Raw genomic sequence first — 19213 nt, forward strand, 5'->3', positions numbered from 1 at the left:
CACGCCTGCGGGCGGGCAGGCGCGTCAGAACGCGGCGTCGAGCACGACCTCGCCCGACACGCCGACCTGGTAGGCCGAGGCGCGCCGCTCGAAGAAGTTCGTGACCTCTTGCACGTCCTGGAGGTCCATGAACGAAAACGGGTTTTTTGTCTTGTAGCGCCTCGGGAGATCCAGCGTCGCGAGGCGCTGATCCGCGCAGAATTCGAGGTAACGGCGGACGTCGCGCGTCGACATCCCGGCGATGCCCTCCCCGAGCAGGTCCTCGGCGAACTGCATCTCGCAATCGATCGCCTCCTCGATCATCGCGACCACCGCGCTGGACAGCACGTCATCGAAGAGCTCCGGCTCCTCGCGCCGCACCGTCTTCACCACCTCGAAGGCGAAGGCCATGTGCGCGCTCTCGTCGCGGAAGACCCAGTTGGTCCCCGCCGCGAGCCCGTGGAGGAGCCCCCGGGAGCGAAGGAAATACACGTACGCGAATGCGCCGAAGAAGAAGAGGCCCTCGATGCAAGCCGCGAAGCAGATGAGGTTCAGGAGGAAGGCGCGTCGCTCGGCGCGCGCATCGAGCCGTTCGAGCCCGCGCGTGGCGTCGAGCCATTTCATGCAGAACGCGGCCTTCTTCCGGATGGACGGGATGTTCTCGACCGCGGCGAACGCGCGGTGGCGGTCCTCCGGGTCGGGGACGTACGTGTCGAGCAGCGTCAGATAAAACTGCACGTGGAGCGCTTCCTCGTAGAGCTGCCGCGAGAGGTACATCCGCGCCTCGGGCGCGTTGAGGTGCTTGTACAGGTTCAGGACGACGTTGTTCGCGACGATGGAATCGCCGGTCGCGAAGAAGGCGACGAGGCGCTGCACGAGGTGCTTCTCGGCGTCGTTCATCTTCTTCTTGAGATCGCCGACGTCGGTCGAGAAATCGACCTCCTCGACGGTCCACGTGTTCTTGATAGCCGCGCGGTACATCTCGAAGAATTTCGGGTACGTCATCGGCCGGAGCGTCAGGCAGAGGCCCGGGTCGAGCAGGCGGGCGGGACGGGCAGCGGCGCTCATTGGCACGCCTCGCAGCTCTCGGGGTTTTCGAGGGAGCACGCCACGGCGGCGTCGTCCGTCGTCGCTTTGGGCTCCTCGACCGTGGCCTTCGCGATACGCGTCGCGGGGCGCGAGCGCAGGTAATAGGTCGTCTTCAGGCCCTTTTTCCAGGCATAGAAGTACATCGACGAGAGCTGGCCGATGTTGGGGCTCTCGATGAAGAGGTTGAGGGATTGGCTCTGGTCGAGGAAGGCCCCCCGATCGGCGGCCATGTCGATGAGCGAGCGCATCGGGATCTCCCACGCCGTGCGGTAGACGGCGCGCAGCTCCTCCGGCAGCTCGTCGAGCCGCTGCACGGAGCCCTCCGCGAGCTTGAGGCGCGAGCGAATGGCCTCCGTCCAGAGCCCGAGCGCCTTGAGCTCGCGGGCGAGGTAACGGTTCACCTGGAGGAAGTCGCCGGAGAGGGTCTCCCGCTTGAAGAGGTTGCTCACCTGCGGCTCGATGCACTCGTAGCAGCCGGCGATGGAGGCGATCGTCGCGGTCGGCGCAATGGCGCAAAGCAGCGAGTTGCGCATGCCGTGTTCGACGATCCGGGCGCGGAGCAGCTCCCAGCGCCCGAGGTCGTCCGGCGTCACGCCCCACGCGTCGAATTGAAGCTCGCCCCGCGCGGCCCGCGTCTCTTCGAATGCCGGGTGGCGCCCTTTCTCCTCCGCGAGCTCGACGGACGCCGTGAGCGCGTGGAAATAGATCTCCTCCGAGATCTGCTTCGAGAGCGCGCGGGCCTCGGGCGCGTCGAATGCGAGGCGCATCTGGAAGAAGACGTCCTGGAGCCCCATGAGACCAAGCCCGATCGGTCGCCACCGCAGGTTCGACCCCCGCGTGATGGCGATGGGGTAATAATTCAGGTCGATGACGCGGTCGAGCTGCCGGACCGCGGTCCGCACGGTGCGGCCGAGCTTCTCGAAGTCGACCCCGACGACGCGGCCTTCGGCCTGAAACGTGTGTCGCGCGAGGTTGATCGAGCCGAGGTTGCAGACCGCCGCCTCGTCGCTCGACGTCACCTCGATGATCTCCGTGCAGAGGTTCGAGAGGTGCACGACGCGGCCCGGGAGGGCGGTCTGGTTGCAGGCGCGGTTCGACTTGTCCTTGAACGTCATCCAGCCGTTCCCGGTCTGCGCGAGTGTGCGCATCATCCGCGCATAGAGGTGACGTGCTTTGATGGTGCTCAGCGAAAGGCCCGCTCGTTCTGCCTCCTCGTAGCGGCGCTCGAAGGCTTCGCCGTAGAGATCGGGGAGGTCCGGCACGGTCTTCGGGTCGAAGAGGCTCCAGTTCGCGTCGGCCTCGACGCGCTTCATGAAGAGATCCGGGACCCAGTTGGCGAGGTTCAAGTTGTGCGTGCGGCTCGCCTCGTCGCCGGTGTTGTCGCGCAATTCGAGGAAGGCCTCGATGTCCGCGTGCCACGGCTCGAGATACACGCAGCACGCGCCCTTGCGCTTGCCGCCCTGGTTGACGGCGGCGACGGAGGCGTCGAGCGTCTTGAGCCAGGGCACGATGCCATTGGAGTATCCATTCGTGCTCTCGATGAGGGAGCCACGCGAGCGGACACGGTGGTACGCGAGGCCGATGCCGCCCGAGAACTTCGAGAGCATCGCGACGTCGGTGTAACTCCGGTAGATGGTCTCGAGGTGATCCTCGGGGGAGTCGAGGAGGAAGCAACTCGAGAGCTGCTCGTGGCGCGTCCCTGCATTGAAGAGCGTCGGCGAGCTCGGCAGGTATTCGAGCGACGAGAACAGGTGGTAGAGCCCGAGCGCGTCCTGGACCGTCTCCGACAGGGCGCACGCGATGCGCAGGAAGAACTGCTGCGGCGTTTCGAGGACGAGGCGCGAGGCGGGGTGCTTGAGCAGGTAGCGGTCGTAGACCGTCCGGAGGCCGAAATACTCGAACTCACGATCACGCTCCGGGACGAGCGCGTCGTTCAGCTTGCGGGCGTTCGCCGCGACGAATGATTGCAGGCGATCGTTGACGAGGCCGAGGCGATGCCCCGCGGCGATTGACTGCGAGAAGGCGTGGATCTCCTGGTTGCGGACTTCCTTCTCGATGTACGTCGAGAGGAGGCGAGCCGCGAGCCGCGCGTATTGTGGCTCCTCGACGATGAGCCCGGCCGCGGTCTGGATCGAGAGCTGATCGAGCTCGCGGGTCGTCGCGCCGTCGTAAAGGCCGCTGATGGTCTTGGTCGCGATGCGCAGGGCATCGACGTCCGAGAGCCCCACGCAGCATCGGCCCACGGCGCGTACGATCTTGTTGACGTCGACAGGCTCGCTCGATCCATTGCGCTTCGTCACGCGCATGGTCGTTTGTGGATAGATCTCGCCAGCCGTCGAGCTCGTCGTCCGTGGGGTCGCGCGCGACGGCGCCGCGCCATTGCTGTTCGGGCTCGTATCGTTATGCATCAGGCTGCCTCCTCTCCGGCCTCCGGATTCCGAGCGGGACCAGACCGCTCGGGTGGAAACCCGCGAGAGAGAGAGGAAGCCGGCCGACGTGCACCCGCGCTGGAAACGTGGGGAGCCTTCAGACCGACCTTCGCTCCCGCGGGCGACTGGAACACCAGCACGAGGGGACAGGTCGAGACCGGGACGCGCTGTACGAGGGGGCGCGGCTCGGACCTTCTTGCCCTCCCACGAGGCTCCCAGGTCGAAACCGACGCCGAATGTCTCCTCGGTGTCGGGTGCAGGCAGGTCTTCGGACTCACGAGCGCTTCGGCGATTGCCGGGTTCCTACTTTTCGCCGCTTCCCAGGCCCCAAAGGTCCCAGTGCATGAGGCGAATTTCGTTCTCGTTTACCGCTGCGGGGCAGTCCCGGAGTTTCACCGGGTTCCCTTTTTAAGGCCGGGCCGAGGCCCAACCACCAGCACGGGCGCACCCTATGGTCGTGTCGGGCGGGATGTCAACGGGGATGTTGGGACGAGGCGTAAGTCGTTGAATGTACGTGTGAACTTCGGGCCGTACGTCGACGGGGAGGCCTCGAGGTCGCGGGGCGGGGAGGTCGTCCTCTCCAGACGCGAGCCGTCGAGGATGTGCTCGTCTGAAAACCGTGGAGTGCATCGGGGCGTGATGGAGGTAAGGAGCGTCGGCATGACACGCGCAATGCAGGGAGCCGTAGGCCTGATGGCGATGGGGTTGATCCATTGCGCACAGGCCCCTGCGGAGGGAGAGATCACGTATGCTGAAGCCCCGACGCCCCAGGGCAAGCATCCGCTGACGCTCGACATCCGCGTCCCGGAAGGGCCGGGCCCGTTCCCCGCGCTTGTCTTCATCCACGGCGGCGGCTGGATGTTCGGGGATCTGAGCACGTACCGCGGCGCCATCGAGAATGCAGCCAGCCGGGGTTTCGTGGGCGTCTCGATCAATTACCGGCTCGCGAACGAATCCAAGGACGAGGGCGGCGCGCTCTCCCCCTGGCCCGCGCAGATAGAAGATGTGCGTTGCGCGCTTCGATGGCTTTCGGCCAATGCCTCGACCTTCAAGATCGACACGGACCGCGTCGCCACGGCGGGCGGGTCGGCCGGCGGGCACCTCGCGATGATGGCGGGGTATGCGCAGAACGAGCCCAGGTTCGAGCCTACGTGGTGTCCCCACGAAGAGAGCGTCGCGGTGCGGGCGGTCGTGTCGTTTTACGGCGCGAATGACCTCGCCGCCGTGTACGACACGTCGGAGGAGTGGTGGGTCAGGGCGTACATGACCCGCTGGCTCGATCTTCCGGACGGCGCCAGCACGACGGACGACGCGGCGCGGTTCGCGGATGCAAACCCGGCGAGTTATCTGCGGACGGGGCCGAAGATCCCGTCGCTCATCCTGCAAGGGACCGCCGACACGATCGTCCCGCCGCAGACGCAGCGCGGGTTCCGCGCTGCCGCGGAGGGGGCGGGCCAAGACGTCTCGATCACGTTCCTGGAAGGCGTCGGCCACGGTATCGACGCGATCGAGGAGAGCAACCGCGCCATTGACTGGCTGTCGACGAGGCTCTGACCAATGCGCATTCGAAAGACACTTCCCGCGTGGGTGGCGGCGTCCACGGTCGTCCTGCTCGGCGCTGGGCGCTTGGCGGCAGAGGAGGCCGCCCCTGCGCCGGAGACGCCTCCCGCGCCGGCGCGTGCTGCGACACCGGCCCCCGAGCTTCGTCCGCCCCCCGGCATCTCCTTTCCTTTCCGTATCGGCGTCGGCGTCACGCCTGTCGTCGGATACAGCATGGTCACGCTCGGGTATGGCGAGGTTCACTCCTTGGACAATGGCGGCTGGGTTCCGATCGACCTCGCGCCTGCGATCCGGGTGTGGAGGTCCCTCGCCTTCGAGCTCGCGGTTTCGGGGATGATTCCGATCAAGGACGCGTGGGGGTTTCCAGGGTTCCGCCTCGCGGTGACGCCAGCCGTCCGCATCGACGGTTCCCTCCTTTATGCGCGCTTCGGTCCGCAGTTCATGTTTGGGGACAACATGCGGGTCGGGGTTCAGGCTGCGGTGGGCGCGAAGGTTTATGGGCCGCTTTATGTCGGCGTCCAGGGTCTGGCCAGCCTGACCGACATCATCTTCGGCATCGGTCCGGAGATCGGCGTGCGGTTCGATGACTGGCGCATCGTGACCTCGCGGAAACCCTAGAACGGATCGGGTGCGACGCGACGCCCTATGAGGAGATCCACGCTCCGCCACGCGGCGGAGACGGAGGAAGGGGCCTGGAATCCGGCTGAACACGTGCCCTCTGCCGTCGACGGTGCTTGTTCGGCGGCGCGACAAACGCCTCCGCCGGACGACGGCCCGAGGGACGCGGCGCGCTTCCTGCCGTTGGCCTGGGCGCTTTCGGGTTGTCCCCTGTGACAAGCTCCGGCGAGGTCCGACAGCGCGTGTTTCGCGGCTCGACAAGGACCGTCGGCCGGCTCCGGCCTTTGTCTTTATGCTTGACCTTCCCCCGGGTCCACGCGTCGCACCGTGTCCGGCGCCGAGACACGTTCCCTTTCGCGCCGACGCGCCTTGTTCCGCTCCGTGCTTGATGCTGGGCGGTGGAGCGGTGACACGTCACGGCGCGGAACAAACAAGGACGAGGGCTGACGTCGTTTGTCGAGCCTCTGCGGGGGGCGACGGCTCGGGCGCGCTGATTGCTACCAAGCCCCTGGCAGATCTCGTCCTCTCCCACCGGGACTTGTCTACGCTGCGGCCTTGCTTGGCAGACTCGCCACGGACCTTGCCTCGGCCCGTTCGATGAACTGCGCATTGCGCAGTTCATCGATCCTGGGTCCAGCGCCTCGCTGGTCCGGGGTGGAGGGGGCGGACAGCCCCCTCCTGGGGCCTGGGGCGACGCCTCAGCTCAGGCGCGCTTTTCGAGATAAGCGGCGACGCTCGGGAGGGCGCGGAGGCGCTCGTGGAGGGCGCGGAGCTTGGGGAAGTCGGCGAGGCTCTCGGGCTTTGTGCTGAGGTGGTTGTCGAGCGTGTCGAAGGCGAGCACGTCGGCGTAGGTTGGCGACTCTCCGCCGCCGAACCAGGTACAGCTTCCGAGCAGACCTTCCACGGTGCGCAGCGTTGCGGGCAGGTCGGCCCAGTACTTTTCGATCACGGCCTGATCGGTTTGCATGAATGCGGCGAACTGCACGGGGGCGAACTTGGTTCGCCAGTCGTTGAGGGTCTCGGCTGCGACGTCTGCGTTCGTCTTTTCGGCTTCGTCCTTGCCGGCGAGGTCGAAGACGCGCGCGAGGTGACGCATGATGGCCATGCTTTGCGCGATCTTGCGCTCGCCGGCGTCGCTGCGCTCGACGAGCACGGGGAGCTGGCCGAGGGGCATCTTTGGCTTGAGCTCGGGCCAGTTTGTGACGGGGGTGTTGGTGAAGGGGACGTTTGCCGTGGCGAACATGAGCCGGAGGGGCTCGGCGCGGCCACGGAGGGGGAAATAGAGCAGCTCGTAGGAAGTGGACATGGCCGAGCTTTTACCAGGAAGGCCCGAGCCCGAGAAGCCCTGCGGGTCTCGAGACGAAGACCTGGGCGGAGGGGGGCGTTGCCCCTCGATTTCTCCCGTGCGAAGCCGCGCGAACTCCTCTACCGTTCGCCGCCCGGAGGAGTCGAATGAGCGACGAAGATACGGACGAGTTCGAGGACGAAGGCGAAGGCGACGAGGGCGGCGACGACGAGGCGGAGAGCCCGCATGAGGTGTCGTTCGACGAGGACACGGAGGGCGTGCTCGTTGCGGGCAAGCGCTTCTCTTCGAGCCGTATGACGCGCAAGCAGATCGGCGAGTTTGCGCAGCATGTCCAGGCGGTCGCGGAGAAGACGGGGCATGCGGTCACGATCGTGGCTTCGGGCGACTTGACGGATACGGGGCCTGCGCCGGATGACACGGCCTATACGGACGTGCACATCGGCTTCGAGGGCGGGCGTGGCGGCACGTATGGGCCGGATACGATCTCGCGTGACGTGGCGCTGCACGCGCTTGAAAAGGCGAAGGCGGTGCCGGCGGAGGTGTGGGCGGCGATCGGCGAGAAGCTCGAAGGGGACGCGCGCGAGGCGTGGGACGAGGCGGCCGTGTCCATGCACTTCACGTGCGTAGGACCTCTTGCGGCTGCGACGCTCGCGTTTGGCGTGCTCGGGACCGAGGACGGCGCGGGGCCCGGCGAGTACATGCACGGCGTGGACATGGAGCAGATGGCCCACGAGGAGGGCGTGTGGGGCTTGAAGGTCACGTACGTGCAGTACGAGAGCCCGGAGAGCGAGGAGGTTGATCTTGGCGAGGCGGCGCATGCCGAGCGCGTGAAGGAGCTCGGCGACGAGAACGCGCGTTACTTCATCCTCGCTCGTTACGACTGAGGGGTCGTCGTTTCGCGGGAGAACGGCTCGGCGCGTTTGGAGGTCACGGCTTCAGGAGGGACTGCTCGAACGCGGCCGAGTCGCTCTCGTGTTGCCACTGGATGCGCGCCTTGTCGTTCGCCGCGAGGAACGCGTCGCAGGCGGCGGACAGCGTTGCCCCCGGGACGTCGGCTGCGCATTCGTCGACGCGCGTGGTGAAGTCGTCGCGCGTCTTCCAGAGGCTCTTGCCCTCGACGAAGGCGTGCTCGAGGCTCGTCCGGGCGAGCTTCTTCAGCGCGAGGTAGTCGAGGCCGTGCTCTTCCACGGCGCGCACGTACTCGTCGGTGATCTCGATCCGGAGGATGCCTTGGTCGTCGGTCGACGGCGCCACGGGCACGTTCTTCGCCATGTAGGCGCTGAGCGGGTGCTTGTCGCCTGCGACGCCGAGCAGCGTGTCATTGGATGTCAAACAGATCTCCACCATCACGCCCTTCTGGGCCATGGTCGCGAGGAGCTGGTCGGGGCCGTCGCCGGCCGTCTCGCCGAGCACATCGACTCCGTGGCCGATGCGCTCGGCGCCTGCGATGTCCACGGCATTGCGGATGTGATAGGTCAGCTCTGCCTGGCCTGCTTGCGTCATGGGCAGGACCTCGGGGATGAGCTCGCCGGCGTGCAGGCCGATGTGGACCTTCTTCCGGCTCGGATCCTGGTCGTTGAAGGTGCGGAGGACGTTCACGGCGAGCATCTCGTCGTTGTAATAGAGGAGGGAGTTTGCATCTTCCTCCGGCGAGACGAGGTTCACGCCGACGAGCTCGGGGACGACCTGCGCGAGTTCGAAGGCGAAGACCCACTGGCCGAAGACGTAGGCGCGCGTTCGCGTGCGGGTGCCGGCGACCATGAAACGCACCTCGACGTTGCAGCCGGGATCGGCCATGGGGGTGCCGCAGTTGAGCAGCGTGTCGGAGCCGGAGAGCGCGTTCGCGATGCTCGCCTTTGCATTGTTGATCGCGGTCTGGAAGCCGGGGTCCGCGATGATTTGGGTGCGCTTTTGCAGGAGGTAGGGCTCGTCCCAGCCGTCGCCGGGCATGACCTTGGTCTCGGCGATGTTGCCGACGGTGCCCGAGCCGAAGCCCTGCATCAGCTCGATGTACACCTGGTTGTTGTGGCCTGCGGTCGAGCGGACCTGCGCGAGCATGTCGTCGCCGCGGGACTCGTTGAGGACGGCGCCGAATTTGCCGAACGCGTCGAAGAAGTGCTGGTGGCCTTGGAGCAGGGTGCCCATGAAGCCTTCCATGGACCACGCCATCAGGATGCTGTCGTAGAGGGCCTGGTCATTGAGCGCGTTCGAGATGGGCACGGTGGCCCCCATGCAGGGACCGGCGGAGGCGAAGCCCGTGGCCGCGTTGAAGCAGGCGCCGTCGGCGGCGCCCCACTCGATCATGCTCTCGGGCGTCACGGCGCCCGAGGTGTGGCTATGCAGATCGGCGCCCTTCGGGATGTTTCGCACGAATGCAACGAGGGCCGCGTGATCGTTGCGCACGGCCTCGAGCTGATCGGCGGCGTTCTCCTCGGGGGAGCCGCCCATTCCGCCGCTGCCGCCCATTCCACCGCCGACGCCGCCCTCGCCGCCGCTGCCGCCGACGCCGCCCTCGCCGCCGTTTCCACCGGCGCCGCCTTCCGCGCCGCTTCCGCCGTTGCCGCTTCCGCCGTTGCCCCCCGTGCCCTCGCCGTTGCCGTCACAACCGGTCGTGCCGACGAGCAGCGCACAGAGCGCGGACAAAACAATGCTACGTTGCATGGTGCAATTCTCCAAGATCAAAATCGCCCGCGTCGCCGACGGGGCGAAAGATGTCGATGTAGACCGCGCAGGAAGACGTCCAGCGCGGGGAGGCAGCGTATAGCGTCCTCCGATCTGTATTGCAAGATTTCATCGACGCGGCGAGCACGGAGAGGAATGGACTCGACAGCCGCCTGCGGGGTGGGACCTGCGCTGCTGGCAGGGGCCGCGGCGCCAGGCATGGGCAGTCGATTTACCGGCTGGCGGTGAGCGCCCCCTTGGCCACGAACTGAGAGAATGCGCCGAGGAACTCGTCCAGGGTCACGGTTCCACTCCTGTCGATGTCGCACAGGTGCAAGAACTCGTCGATCTCGGTGTCCCGATAGCCCTTCTCCCGGAATTTGGCCATCACCTCGCCCACGTCGAGGACGCCGTCCCGGTTGGCGTCGATCTCCTCGAAGATCTGGAACATCGAGTCGCGCATCAGCGATTTGAAGATCGCATCACGGAGCTCCTTCTCCAGCACGTCGAGCATCGACCCCTCGGGCGTCTCCAGGATCCAGGGCTCCATCGTCGTGGACCTGAGCACCGTCACCGTGGTGCCGGGGGACGACGCGACGCCGAGGCGCCGTTTGTAGTCCTCGATGAAGACACGGCCGTAGTGCTCTTCGCTGAAGTCCGTCGTGCTCACGATCATTCGATACCCGTAGATGTCGTCGCCGGGATCGATGCTGAGGAGATCGTAGATGGCCTTGTTCAATCGATTGACGAGGTCGAGGTTCGTATTCAGCGACCCGTCCGGGTGCTTGAAGTTCACGGCGTAGGTCAGGATGTTCTGATCGGGCCCGATCTCGGGCAGGAGCGCCATGGCCTCCGGGTCGGACAGGAGATCCTCGACGCTGCGCCGATCGATGCGCTCGCGGATGAAGCGCCGCTCGAACTCCACGTCGGCGCCCGAGATCTCCGCGGGCAGCCGCGGGACCGGGACCACGATGAATCGATCCTCCGGGACCGCCATGCTGAGCAGCCGCGCGTAGAACCGCTTGCAATTGAACAGGCTCTTCCGATGGATCTGCCCGTATCCGCTCCGGGTCGGTCGAATGACCTTGTGGCTCAGGTACACCGCCGCGACCGCCGCGCCCGGCTTGGAGCCCTCGAGCCCGTAAATCCCCACGGTCGGCTCGGCGTCGCCGTGGAGGATGTAGGGCGCCTTGAACGTCACCATGTCGCGCATGGCCGAATTGCGATAACAGAGCGCGCCGGCCGGGTAAGGGATGTAGCCCGACTTGTGCGGATCCACGGTGATGGAGTCTGCCCGGCCGAGGGCCGAGAACTGCGAGGTCACGTACCCGCTCATCCCGATTTCGGCCGCCGGACCGGTGCGCTCGTCGCGGGGGCGTGGCCCCTCGTCGGGGCGCAGGATGGAGGCGAAATAGCCACCCCACGCCGCGTCCGCGTGGACCGTGAACGACAGGCCCTCTTTCTGGAGTTTGTAGCGCAGCTCGAGGATCCCCTTGAGCGGATCCACGGCGCTCTCCTCCGTGCTGCCGATGACGGCCACGACCGTGATGACGGGCCGCCGCTGCGCGAGGCAATCCCGCAGCATCTTCTCCAGCGCGGCAAGGCTCATGCGTGCGTCGCAATCGACGGGGACATCGAGCACGTTGGCCGAGCCGAGGCCGAGCACCGCCGCGGCTTTGGGGAACGAATAATGCTTGGTGGCGGGGACGAGGATCACCGGTGAAGCGGAGAGGTCCGCCCCGCACCGGCGGTAGAGCTCCTGCATCCCGAGGTGCTGGAGCGAGTGGTGCGACATGGCCTTCGTGATCGTGTCGCTCGAAATGCCGTACTCCTCCGTGAGGCGCTCGGGCAGCGCGAGGATGTCGTCCACCTTGAGGTTCAGGAGCGACCACGCGTCGAGCGAGGCGAGGGGCGCGCGCCGGCCCTCGCACGTGCTGACCTCGATGTCGCGCGCCGCGGCGAGGGAGGGCTCGGCCTTCAATGCATCCCGGAGGGAGAGCGGGTAAAACTTCAGGTTCCGCGCCGACCAGAGGGCCTCGATGTTGGCGACGGTCCCGCCGGAGGTGATGTGCCCCCAGGGCCGGATGAGCCCTTCCGCGGCGTCGCCGTCCTCCGGGACGGTATAACCGAGCATCCGGCACAGATCGTCCCCCACGATCATCTCGAGGAGGGTCGTCGAGGTCGACCCTTCGAACGCGACGTTGTTGGGGTTGTAAAGCATCGCCGCGAAATACCCCAGGATGCTGGGGAGCGACGTGTCCCAATTCATGTGTCCCTGATATCGGCCGCTGAAGAAGGGCACCGATTTCTTGAGGAACGACATGAGCGAGCGCAGGTTGTCCTTCAGCGTGTCCATCGCGTGGAGGTAGGACGGGTGCCGCTTGGCCTGCTCGGTGATGTGCGTGGGATCCTGGGGGTGGAAGTTCCGCCTCCAGAAGGAATGGTCCCGAATGGCCTCCACGAGGAGCTTCTCGAGCTCATCGGCGTTTTCGGCTTTGGTGCCCAGGAACCAAGCCTCCGGCGACCGGGTCCCGGCCCCCTTGAGGAAAGGTCTCTCGCCGAAGCTGAAATACTGCTTCACGCCCGACTTGCCTGTTCGTGCTTTTTTGTCGCTCATCTCTCCACGACCCTTTCTCCCCCGCACGCCAGCGCCTCCCGCAGCAAGGGGCGAAGACCCTATACAGGAGCGTTGCTCCCGGGGTCAACGCGAGGGCCCCCACGACGAGCGTCGGCGGATTCTTTATGGCCACCGGGGGCGTTGCGTCGGGCCACGACAGCGCGGGCTCGACGAAGGCCACTTGCCCTGCAATGGTCGTGGGCGATGGACAGGACCGAACGCCTCTTCGCGGTCATGGATGCGCTCCGACGCCATCGACGCCCGGTCACCGCGGCCGAGCTCGCGGCCGAGCAGGGGGTCTCGGTGCGCACGATGTATCGAGATGTGCAGACGCTGATCGGGCTCGGCGCGCCGATCGAGGGGGAGGCGGGCGTCGGTTATGTGCTCCGGCCCGGATTTTTCTTGCCTCCGCTGATGTTCTCGCTGGAGGAGCTCGAAGCGCTCGTCCTCGGCGCGCGCTGGGTCGGCTCGCAGGTCGACGAGGGGCTCGCCGGCGCGGCGAAGAACGCGCTCGCCAAGATCGCGACCGTCTCGCCCCGCGAGCTGCGTGATCACATGGCCGACGTGGGCCTCTGGCCGGTCGTGCTCCACGGAGCAGGCGCCGCGCCGGTGCCCGTCCTCAGCCTCGTACGGCAGGCGATGCGGAAGGAGCGGGCGCTCGCGTTGCGCTACAAGGACGCGTCCGAGCGCACCACCGAGCGCGAGATCTGGCCGGTGCAGATCGCGTACTACGAGGGGAAGCAGATCGTCGCGGCATGGTGCTGCTTGCGCGCGTCGTTCCGGCACTTTCGCACCGATCGGATCGTGAGCCTCGCGCTCACGGAGAAGCCTTACGGCGAGCCACGTCGAACGCTGGCGCAAGCGTGGATCGAGGCCTGGGAGCGCGAGCAGAGCTAGCCAGCATCCCGGAGTCCGAGAGCGCGCGTGGTTCGCTGCTGCCACCTCTTGTCAGGAGGGGTGGTGCAGGTTCGTCGGGCGTCGACTTCCAAGGCGCCACGATGACCATTCACCAACGCGAGACACCGATGAACATCCTCGTCACAGGCGCGACCGGCACCGTCGGCCGCGAGATCGTCAAGCAGCTCGTCGAGCGGGGGCACCACGTGCGCGCGCTGTCGCGCCATCCGGCCCGGGCCCGTTTCCCGGAGGGCGTCGACGCCGTGGCCGGCGACCTGACCACGCCGGAGACCTTCGCCAGCGCGTTCGAAGGGATCGAGGCCCTGCACTTGATCAACTTCGGCGGCGACGATCAAGCGCCGCTGCAAACCGGGGCACGGATCGTCGCGCTCGCCGAGCAGGCCGGGGTGCAACGGATCACGGTGCTGCTCGGCGGCGCGCCTGCGCCGCTCGACGAAGCGGTCGCCGCCGGGAGAATCCATTGGACATTTCTACAGCCCGTGGAGTTCATGGCGAACCACCTCGAATGGGCGGCGTCGATTCGCAGCGAAGGGCTGGTGCGCGAGCCGTTCCCCGATCGGCTGAGCGCGGTGGTCCACGAGGCCGATATCGCCGCCGTCGCGGTCGCCGCGTTGACGCAGGAGGGCCACGCCGGCAAGACGTACACCCTCACAGGGCCGGACGTGCTCAGCCTGCGTCAGAAGATCGAAATCCTGGCCGCCGCCGCCAAGCGCGAGATCAAGCTCGTGGAGCTGACGGAGCAGGAAGCGCGCGACCGGTGGCAGGGGATGGGGCTCTCGTCCGAAGCGATCGAGTTCCTCCTGTTCGTCTACGGAAACACCCCGGACGTCGGCTTTACCGTCACGCCCACCGTCGAGCAGGTGACGGGACGGCCGGCGCGGACGTTCGCGCAGTGGGCGGCAGAGCACGCCGAAGCGTTCTCATCGTAGGCGAACCATCCCCCCCCGGTCCACGCGCATCCGTCTTACTTCCGACCTGCCTCCTTTGTCAGCTCCTGGCGTAACTTGGTCACGTCACGATCGGGCAGCTTGCGCAGCAGCTCGGCGACGTGGGCGCGTTCGTCCTCGTGCGGGAAGGTGAGCAGGTAGAGCGGCGACATGCCGAGGCCGCGCGCGAGTGTCACGAGGGAGATGGCGTTGAGCGCCACGAGTCCACGCTCGAAGCTCGAGAGGTGGCCCTTCGACAGGCCGGTGGCGTCCGCGAGGGCGGAGAGGGACAGACCGCGTTCGACGCGAAGTTCACGCAGGCGTGCGCCTACCTTCGCGCAGTGGGGTTCAGGCTCGGTTCGTCGAGGCATGGCCAGGACATACCACGGGACAAACCAACGGTCGAGACAAACCTATGCGCGCGCCGCGAGGGGGGGAGAGCCGTCCGGCTCCTCGGACGAACCCTCCCAGGGGCGTGGTTTCGAAGCCCTCCTGCCCGCATGCGCCGAACGCCCTTCATAGGCATCGCCTCGCACCCAGCCGGTTGGTCTTGACAAGCCGTTTCACGGGACGCACCTTGGGGGGGAACGTTCCGAAACGTCTTCCGTTCCGCGTACGAGGGAGATGCAACGGAACGTGCACCCCTCCCTCGCGAGCGTGGTGCCCTTTCCGCCGCCCGCCATCTCCGCCACGCTGCAAGCGGAAGCTCGTCGACGGCGAAACCAGGTCGACGATAACCCACCGAACGGGCGCAAGCTCCCGGCGCTCGCCGAGCGCGGCACGTCCTCCAGCCACGGCTTCGCATCACGCACCCAAACGGGAGAGAGCACGACCACGAGCCCGGCGAGCGGGGCGCCGAGACAGTCGAGGGCGGCGCGCAGCACCAGGCCGAAGCGCGCCAGCGGGGACGGCGCGCGCGCTTCGCCGGGCATGGCGCGGCTCGAAGCGTCGCCGCCCCCGCACTGGCATTTTCAGATCGATTGAGGTAGGTGGGTCGTAAGGGTGCGGGCGGGACGGGCCCGCAGCGCTCCGGGCCTATTCGTCGACGACGTGGATCGGGAGCCAGTCGAAGCCGGTGACGCCTTCGTCGCGGAAGATGCGCCAGACCTTGGGGGTGACGAGGAACGCCGGCCCCGGCAAGACGGCCTCGCTCAGATCGCCGTTGAACTTGACGTATCCGTACCATTCCCACGTTCGGTTCACGTCCATTGCGCCTGTCAAGTCTTGGGCCCGGTACGCGAGGCGCGGGGAGAGCTGGCTGAAGTAGAACCCGCCACGCCTGCACGACGCGCAGACGTCGCGCGGGTTGATCCCGATGGAATGAGGCGACATGGGAGGGAGCGCGTGCTCGGCCCACATCTGGCGCCGCGGCAACTCGACCTGCCGATTGCTTTCTCGTACGGCGTAGACGCTCCGAAAGGAGAGTCCCGTCACGCCTGCCCCCACGAGCGCCGCGGCCAGTTGCTCATCGACGACGATTTCCTGGTAGCAGGTCACCACGCGACACGTTTCGAGCTTCGCCACATCCTCAGGATCGGTGCTATCGAGCATCAACGCCGATGTTTGTCGCGCGCCCGTGGCGCAGGCCCGGCAAGCATTCGTCAAATCGAATTGCGTTCCGAGCCGCGGTCCTCCGAAGACCATGCATTCGTCGGGAATGGTCACGAGGAGCAGCCGAGCGGCGTCGAGTTCTTCGTCCGTGAAGATGTCGCGCCCGAACTCCCGCCAATCTACGCGATATGCAAGGAGGAGATGGCGAAGGAGGGTGAGGCGAGGGTCGTTGTCGTAGAGGGTGACATAGATGTCGCCATGAACATCCCTCACCACATCAGGTCCGCACCCCGCCGGTTCCAGGACCGCTTGTACCCCACCGGGAATGTCTTGGGCATGGAAGTACACGTCAAACCGAGTTCTCATCGACGCATCCTGTCGTTACCACCGCCACCCTCGTCCACTTATTTGACGAAGTATTTCTTGATGGCCTCGATCCAATGCGGCGCATCCGCGTAAACATCCTGATACGCTTTCAAAACCTGTGATGGATCTTTGGGGTTGATCACCGTCTTCATTCGTGCGCGTAACTTCTTCCCTATCTCATCGTGCTTTGCCGTCGTCAAGATCACCGCCGGCCCCTTTGCCGGGTCGAATCCAAAGTGCTTCATCCTGGCGGTCTCGAAGATGTGATGCGCCTGGTACGTCCCTTCGAGCCCGTCCGTGAACTTGCTCATGACCTCGTAGGGTCCGATGACTTGCATGTCCGCGAGCGTGCCGGCGAGCCGCTTCTTCCCGTACTTCTTCCGCAAGTACGCGATCGCATCCTCGCTGAGTTCCTTCGCGCCGTTGATCACGACGGGCAACTTTTTCTTCGCCGCCTCCGTCAGCTTCGCCTGGAACGCCTTGACCTGCGCCCTCGCCAGGGCCGAGAGCTGGACAAAGGCGACGGCTGCTTGGAGCGCTGGGTGGTTGAACCCGTCCGGGTCCTCCCCGCCCACGATGCCGTGTTTTTTGCCGTCCTTGCGGTGGATGTCGTGGCTGGGATCCTCGGCGAGGCCGGCCGCGAGGGCAAGCTGCTGGGCGAGTTTGTCGAAGTCCGTCTCCTCCTTCTTCTCGTCGCCGTTGCCCTTTCCTTCGCCCTTGCATCCCTCCTTCGTCTGCGCGCACGGGACCGCGCTCACGAGCGCTCGCCCATCCCGGTGCTGAAGCTCCGGCAGCGCCCCACCCCGATCCACCAGCGTACACGATTCGTCGACGCACTTCGGCGGATGTACCTCGTCACGCGAGGGCAATACGCCCTCCTTGCTGAGGACCCCCTCCTTCGGCAAAACCATCTCCTTCGAGCGCGAGCCTCCGGAAGCCGCCTCCTTCCGCGGCGGGTCCTCGCGACGAATACGATGCTTCTCCACCCGCTCCTCGACGCTGTCCGGGTCGCTCCCGCCGCCGCCGCCGCTCCCGTTTTCGCTCCCGCCGCCGCCCTTGCCGCTCCCGCCGCCGCCTTTCTCGTCGCCGTTCGCCTTCTCCTTCCGCGGCGGGTCCTCCTTCTTCGCGGGCGGCGGCGGTGGCGCAGGCTTTGGCTTGGGCGGGGGAGGTGGCTCGCAAGCCGTCGCCAGGTGAAAAAACTTCTTCGGTATCAACTGACTGCTCTTCAGGTCCGCGTTCGGCTGGTAGACGAAGAGCGGCAGGACGTCATGGCAGGCGACGAGCTCCCGCGCCGCGCGGTCGAAGACCGGATTGCCCGAGAAATCGTAGGTCCACTCGTTGTGCGCCGGCCCGTGCGGGTGCATGCACATGCCGATGTAATGGATCGGCGTCTTGCGTTTGCATTCCTGTCCGAGCACAGGCGACGAAAAAACAACGAGCCCGAGCACGAGGAGCACGACGAGGTAGACCCGCGACGCACGCATCGAAAGGAGGAGATTCATTGCCCTGACCCCGACGTGCAGGCTCCCCGAAACGTCGGAGAGCCTGGATAGGCGGCAGGTTGTCCCACCGACATGCAGCCGGTCAAGGGCGGGCACGTCTACGCCGATGATCTCGCGCAGAACACGCTGATCCGCGGCGTCCGCAGCCTGCACACGTACCGCGCCGACGGGGAGCTGCGGCGCTGGACGATGGGCATCGCGAACAACGTGTACCGGCGCCATCGGCGCACGGTACGTCGACGCAGCTCGTGGACGACGCAAGGACGTTCCGTGTGGTGCCGAAAGAAGATATGCGGATCGAGCTGGAGTTGAAGCCGATCGCGGACTTCGACAGCGAGCCGAGGCTTCTCACGCGTGAGAACCGTTCTTCCTCGGGTGACTCACCGAACGAGCTTGGACACGAGTCGACGTACACGAAGCAGGAAGATCCCTTCGGGTACGAGGATCCGAAGCCGGTGGAGAGGCCTGCGCCGACGCGCTGGTCGATCGGTGCGGGGCCGGTCGTCGTGTTCGGGGTCGCGTCGTGGATGCCGGCGGTGGGCGTCGTGGCGGGAGGGAGCTTTCGGCCGAATGAGTACGTGTCGCTCGGGCTGGAGGGGCGCACGGCGTGGTTGACCGGAGGGGTCGGAGGCAGACCCATCATCCGCGATGACGGCGGCGGAATCGCGAGCGTGTGCGGGCACTACCGCTGGGCCTTCGGGTGCGCGCTCGGGCACCTCGGCGTGATCACCGTCGCGCGCGCTCGGGGGCAAGGCGATCACGGACCTCGCGTACGTTCCTGGCCTCTGCCTCGCGACGGGCGGGGAGCCCACGGGCGCGGCCTCCGAAGACCCCACGGACGCCGTGACGTTCTGCTGCCTCGCGCCGTTCGAGTTCGCCGAGTAAAAAATCCGGTGACCGTTTGCCGCGTCCGGGCAAGAGCGTAGGTGGAGGCGGCGTCGATCTTCACGCGGGCGCATGGCTCGAGCGGCGAAGAAAACCGACGCGCTGCCTCACAACCCCCCTGGACACCCGCCTCCCTTCTTTTCTAGTACATCATCCCGGAAGTTCGTAGTCGTTCCCATCCCTCCGCGCCCTCCTCCTCGGGTTCGTCCGAGAGCAACGGAGGGTTCGTCATGGAAACATCCTCTCCTGTTGTTCTGTTCAGGGGCACATGCCGCAGCCGGCCACCCCTGTGCACGTCTCGCCGAGCGAGCGTGAGCGCCTGGAAGCGTGTGTTCGTCGCACCAGCACGCCGCAGGCACTCGCGCAGCGCGTGAGGATGATCCTTCTTCGGGCAGATGGAGTCGGTCCCGCGAGCGTGGCGCGACGCCTCGGATGCGCTGTCAGCACCGTCGACAAATGGAGCGCGCGCTGGCGGCAGCGACCGTGCCTCGAATCGCTCCTGGACGCGCCGCGTTCGGGGCGTCCGCCGAGCGTTGGCCTGGAGACTCGCTGCGAGATCGTGAAGATCGCCTGCAGTCGTCCTGATGGCTGCAAAGCGCCGGTGCGGGAGGTGTGGACGCTCGACGCGATTGCCGCGGAGCTGCATGTACGCACAGGCATTCTCGTCAGCCGTTCTTCGGTCCATCGGGTGCTCCAGGCCCGAGGACTCCGGCCGCACCGGGTTCGTCCGTGGCTGCACAGCCCCGATCCCGACTTTCGACCGAAGGTCCGGCGCATCTGCGAGCTCTACCTCGACCCGCCGAAGG

16 protein-coding genes and 1 riboswitch are annotated in these 19213 nt (G+C 66.5%); of the genes, 8 read left to right on the forward strand and 8 right to left on the reverse strand.

The window, feature by feature from the left end:
- Positions 1 to 24 precede the first annotated feature (24 nt).
- Both E8A74_RS39710 and E8A74_RS39715 read right to left on the reverse strand, forming a co-directional pair.
- A complete protein-coding gene (locus E8A74_RS39710; RefSeq protein WP_136934325.1) occupies positions 25 to 1047 on the reverse strand; it encodes a ribonucleotide-diphosphate reductase subunit beta in 1023 nt (340 codons plus the stop codon).
- Positions 1044 to 3476: a ribonucleoside-diphosphate reductase subunit alpha gene (locus E8A74_RS39715; RefSeq protein WP_136934326.1), complete on the reverse strand. Its 2433-nt coding sequence runs from the start codon at positions 3474 to 3476 to the stop codon at positions 1044 to 1046. Before E8A74_RS39715 ends, E8A74_RS39710 begins: the two co-directional genes overlap by 4 nt.
- A gap of 263 nt (positions 3477 to 3739) precedes the next feature.
- Positions 3740 to 3950, reverse strand: a riboswitch (cobalamin riboswitch).
- Between the two features lie 207 nt (positions 3951 to 4157).
- Between E8A74_RS39715 and E8A74_RS39720 the strand changes: the two genes are divergently transcribed.
- Positions 4158 to 5051, forward strand: a complete 894-nt coding sequence (locus E8A74_RS39720) for an alpha/beta hydrolase (protein WP_170229719.1) — start codon at positions 4158 to 4160, stop codon at positions 5049 to 5051.
- Positions 5052 to 5054: 3 nt separating this feature from the next.
- Positions 5055 to 5675 (forward strand): hypothetical protein, encoded by a 621-nt coding sequence (locus E8A74_RS39725; RefSeq protein ID WP_136934328.1) that lies wholly within the window; start codon positions 5055 to 5057, stop codon positions 5673 to 5675.
- Positions 5676 to 6378: 703 nt separating this feature from the next.
- On the opposite strand, the gene E8A74_RS39730 is transcribed toward E8A74_RS39725, so the two are convergent.
- The gene (locus E8A74_RS39730; RefSeq protein WP_136934329.1) at positions 6379 to 6981 is read right to left on the reverse strand and encodes a glutathione S-transferase family protein; all 603 of its coding nucleotides are present in this window, start codon (positions 6979 to 6981) and stop codon (positions 6379 to 6381) included.
- A gap of 146 nt (positions 6982 to 7127) precedes the next feature.
- Here E8A74_RS39730 and E8A74_RS39740 point away from each other — a divergent pair, with 146 nt between their 5' ends.
- The gene (locus E8A74_RS39740; RefSeq protein WP_170229720.1) at positions 7128 to 7865 is read left to right on the forward strand and encodes a hypothetical protein; all 738 of its coding nucleotides are present in this window, start codon (positions 7128 to 7130) and stop codon (positions 7863 to 7865) included.
- 43 nt (positions 7866 to 7908) lie between these two features.
- Here the strand turns inward: E8A74_RS39740 and E8A74_RS39745 are convergent, their stop codons facing one another.
- Positions 7909 to 9642, reverse strand: coding sequence for an amidohydrolase family protein (locus tag E8A74_RS39745; RefSeq protein WP_136934331.1), 1734 nt, complete (start codon positions 9640 to 9642; stop codon positions 7909 to 7911).
- 232 nt (positions 9643 to 9874) lie between these two features.
- Positions 9875 to 12259: a pyridoxal-dependent decarboxylase gene (locus E8A74_RS39750; RefSeq protein WP_136934332.1), complete on the reverse strand. Its 2385-nt coding sequence runs from the start codon at positions 12257 to 12259 to the stop codon at positions 9875 to 9877.
- A gap of 204 nt (positions 12260 to 12463) precedes the next feature.
- On the opposite strand from E8A74_RS39750, the gene E8A74_RS39755 reads away from it, so the two are divergent.
- Both E8A74_RS39755 and E8A74_RS39760 read left to right on the forward strand, forming a co-directional pair.
- Positions 12464 to 13156 carry a helix-turn-helix transcriptional regulator gene (locus tag E8A74_RS39755; protein WP_136934333.1) on the forward strand — a complete coding sequence of 231 codons (693 nt, stop codon included), beginning with the start codon at positions 12464 to 12466 and terminating at the stop codon, positions 13154 to 13156.
- A gap of 128 nt (positions 13157 to 13284) precedes the next feature.
- The gene (locus tag E8A74_RS39760) at positions 13285 to 14106 is read left to right on the forward strand and encodes an NAD(P)H-binding protein (RefSeq protein WP_136934334.1); all 822 of its coding nucleotides are present in this window, start codon (positions 13285 to 13287) and stop codon (positions 14104 to 14106) included.
- A gap of 35 nt (positions 14107 to 14141) precedes the next feature.
- On the opposite strand, the gene E8A74_RS39765 is transcribed toward E8A74_RS39760, so the two are convergent.
- A complete protein-coding gene (locus E8A74_RS39765; protein ID WP_136934335.1) occupies positions 14142 to 14474 on the reverse strand; it encodes a helix-turn-helix domain-containing protein in 333 nt (110 codons plus the stop codon).
- A gap of 253 nt (positions 14475 to 14727) precedes the next feature.
- Here E8A74_RS39765 and E8A74_RS39770 point away from each other — a divergent pair, with 253 nt between their 5' ends.
- Positions 14728 to 15087: a hypothetical protein gene (locus E8A74_RS39770; protein WP_136934336.1), complete on the forward strand. Its 360-nt coding sequence runs from the start codon at positions 14728 to 14730 to the stop codon at positions 15085 to 15087.
- A gap of 51 nt (positions 15088 to 15138) precedes the next feature.
- Here E8A74_RS39770 and E8A74_RS39775 read toward each other — a convergent pair whose 3' ends face one another.
- Positions 15139 to 15927 (reverse strand): hypothetical protein, encoded by a 789-nt coding sequence (locus E8A74_RS39775; RefSeq protein WP_136934337.1) that lies wholly within the window; start codon positions 15925 to 15927, stop codon positions 15139 to 15141.
- Positions 15928 to 16058: 131 nt separating this feature from the next.
- Positions 16059 to 17504, reverse strand: coding sequence for a hypothetical protein (locus E8A74_RS39780; RefSeq protein ID WP_136934338.1), 1446 nt, complete (start codon positions 17502 to 17504; stop codon positions 16059 to 16061).
- 90 nt (positions 17505 to 17594) lie between these two features.
- Here E8A74_RS39780 and E8A74_RS39785 point away from each other — a divergent pair, with 90 nt between their 5' ends.
- A complete protein-coding gene (locus E8A74_RS39785) occupies positions 17595 to 17834 on the forward strand; it encodes a sigma factor (RefSeq protein WP_136934339.1) in 240 nt (79 codons plus the stop codon).
- Between the two features lie 841 nt (positions 17835 to 18675).
- Positions 18676 to 19213, forward strand: a 538-nt coding sequence (locus E8A74_RS39790) for a helix-turn-helix domain-containing protein (protein ID WP_136934340.1), incomplete at its 3' end; no start/stop codon positions are given.

Source organism: Polyangium fumosum (genome assembly GCF_005144585.1).
In the GTDB taxonomy this organism is placed as follows: domain Bacteria; phylum Myxococcota_A; class Polyangia; order Polyangiales; family Polyangiaceae; genus Polyangium; species Polyangium fumosum.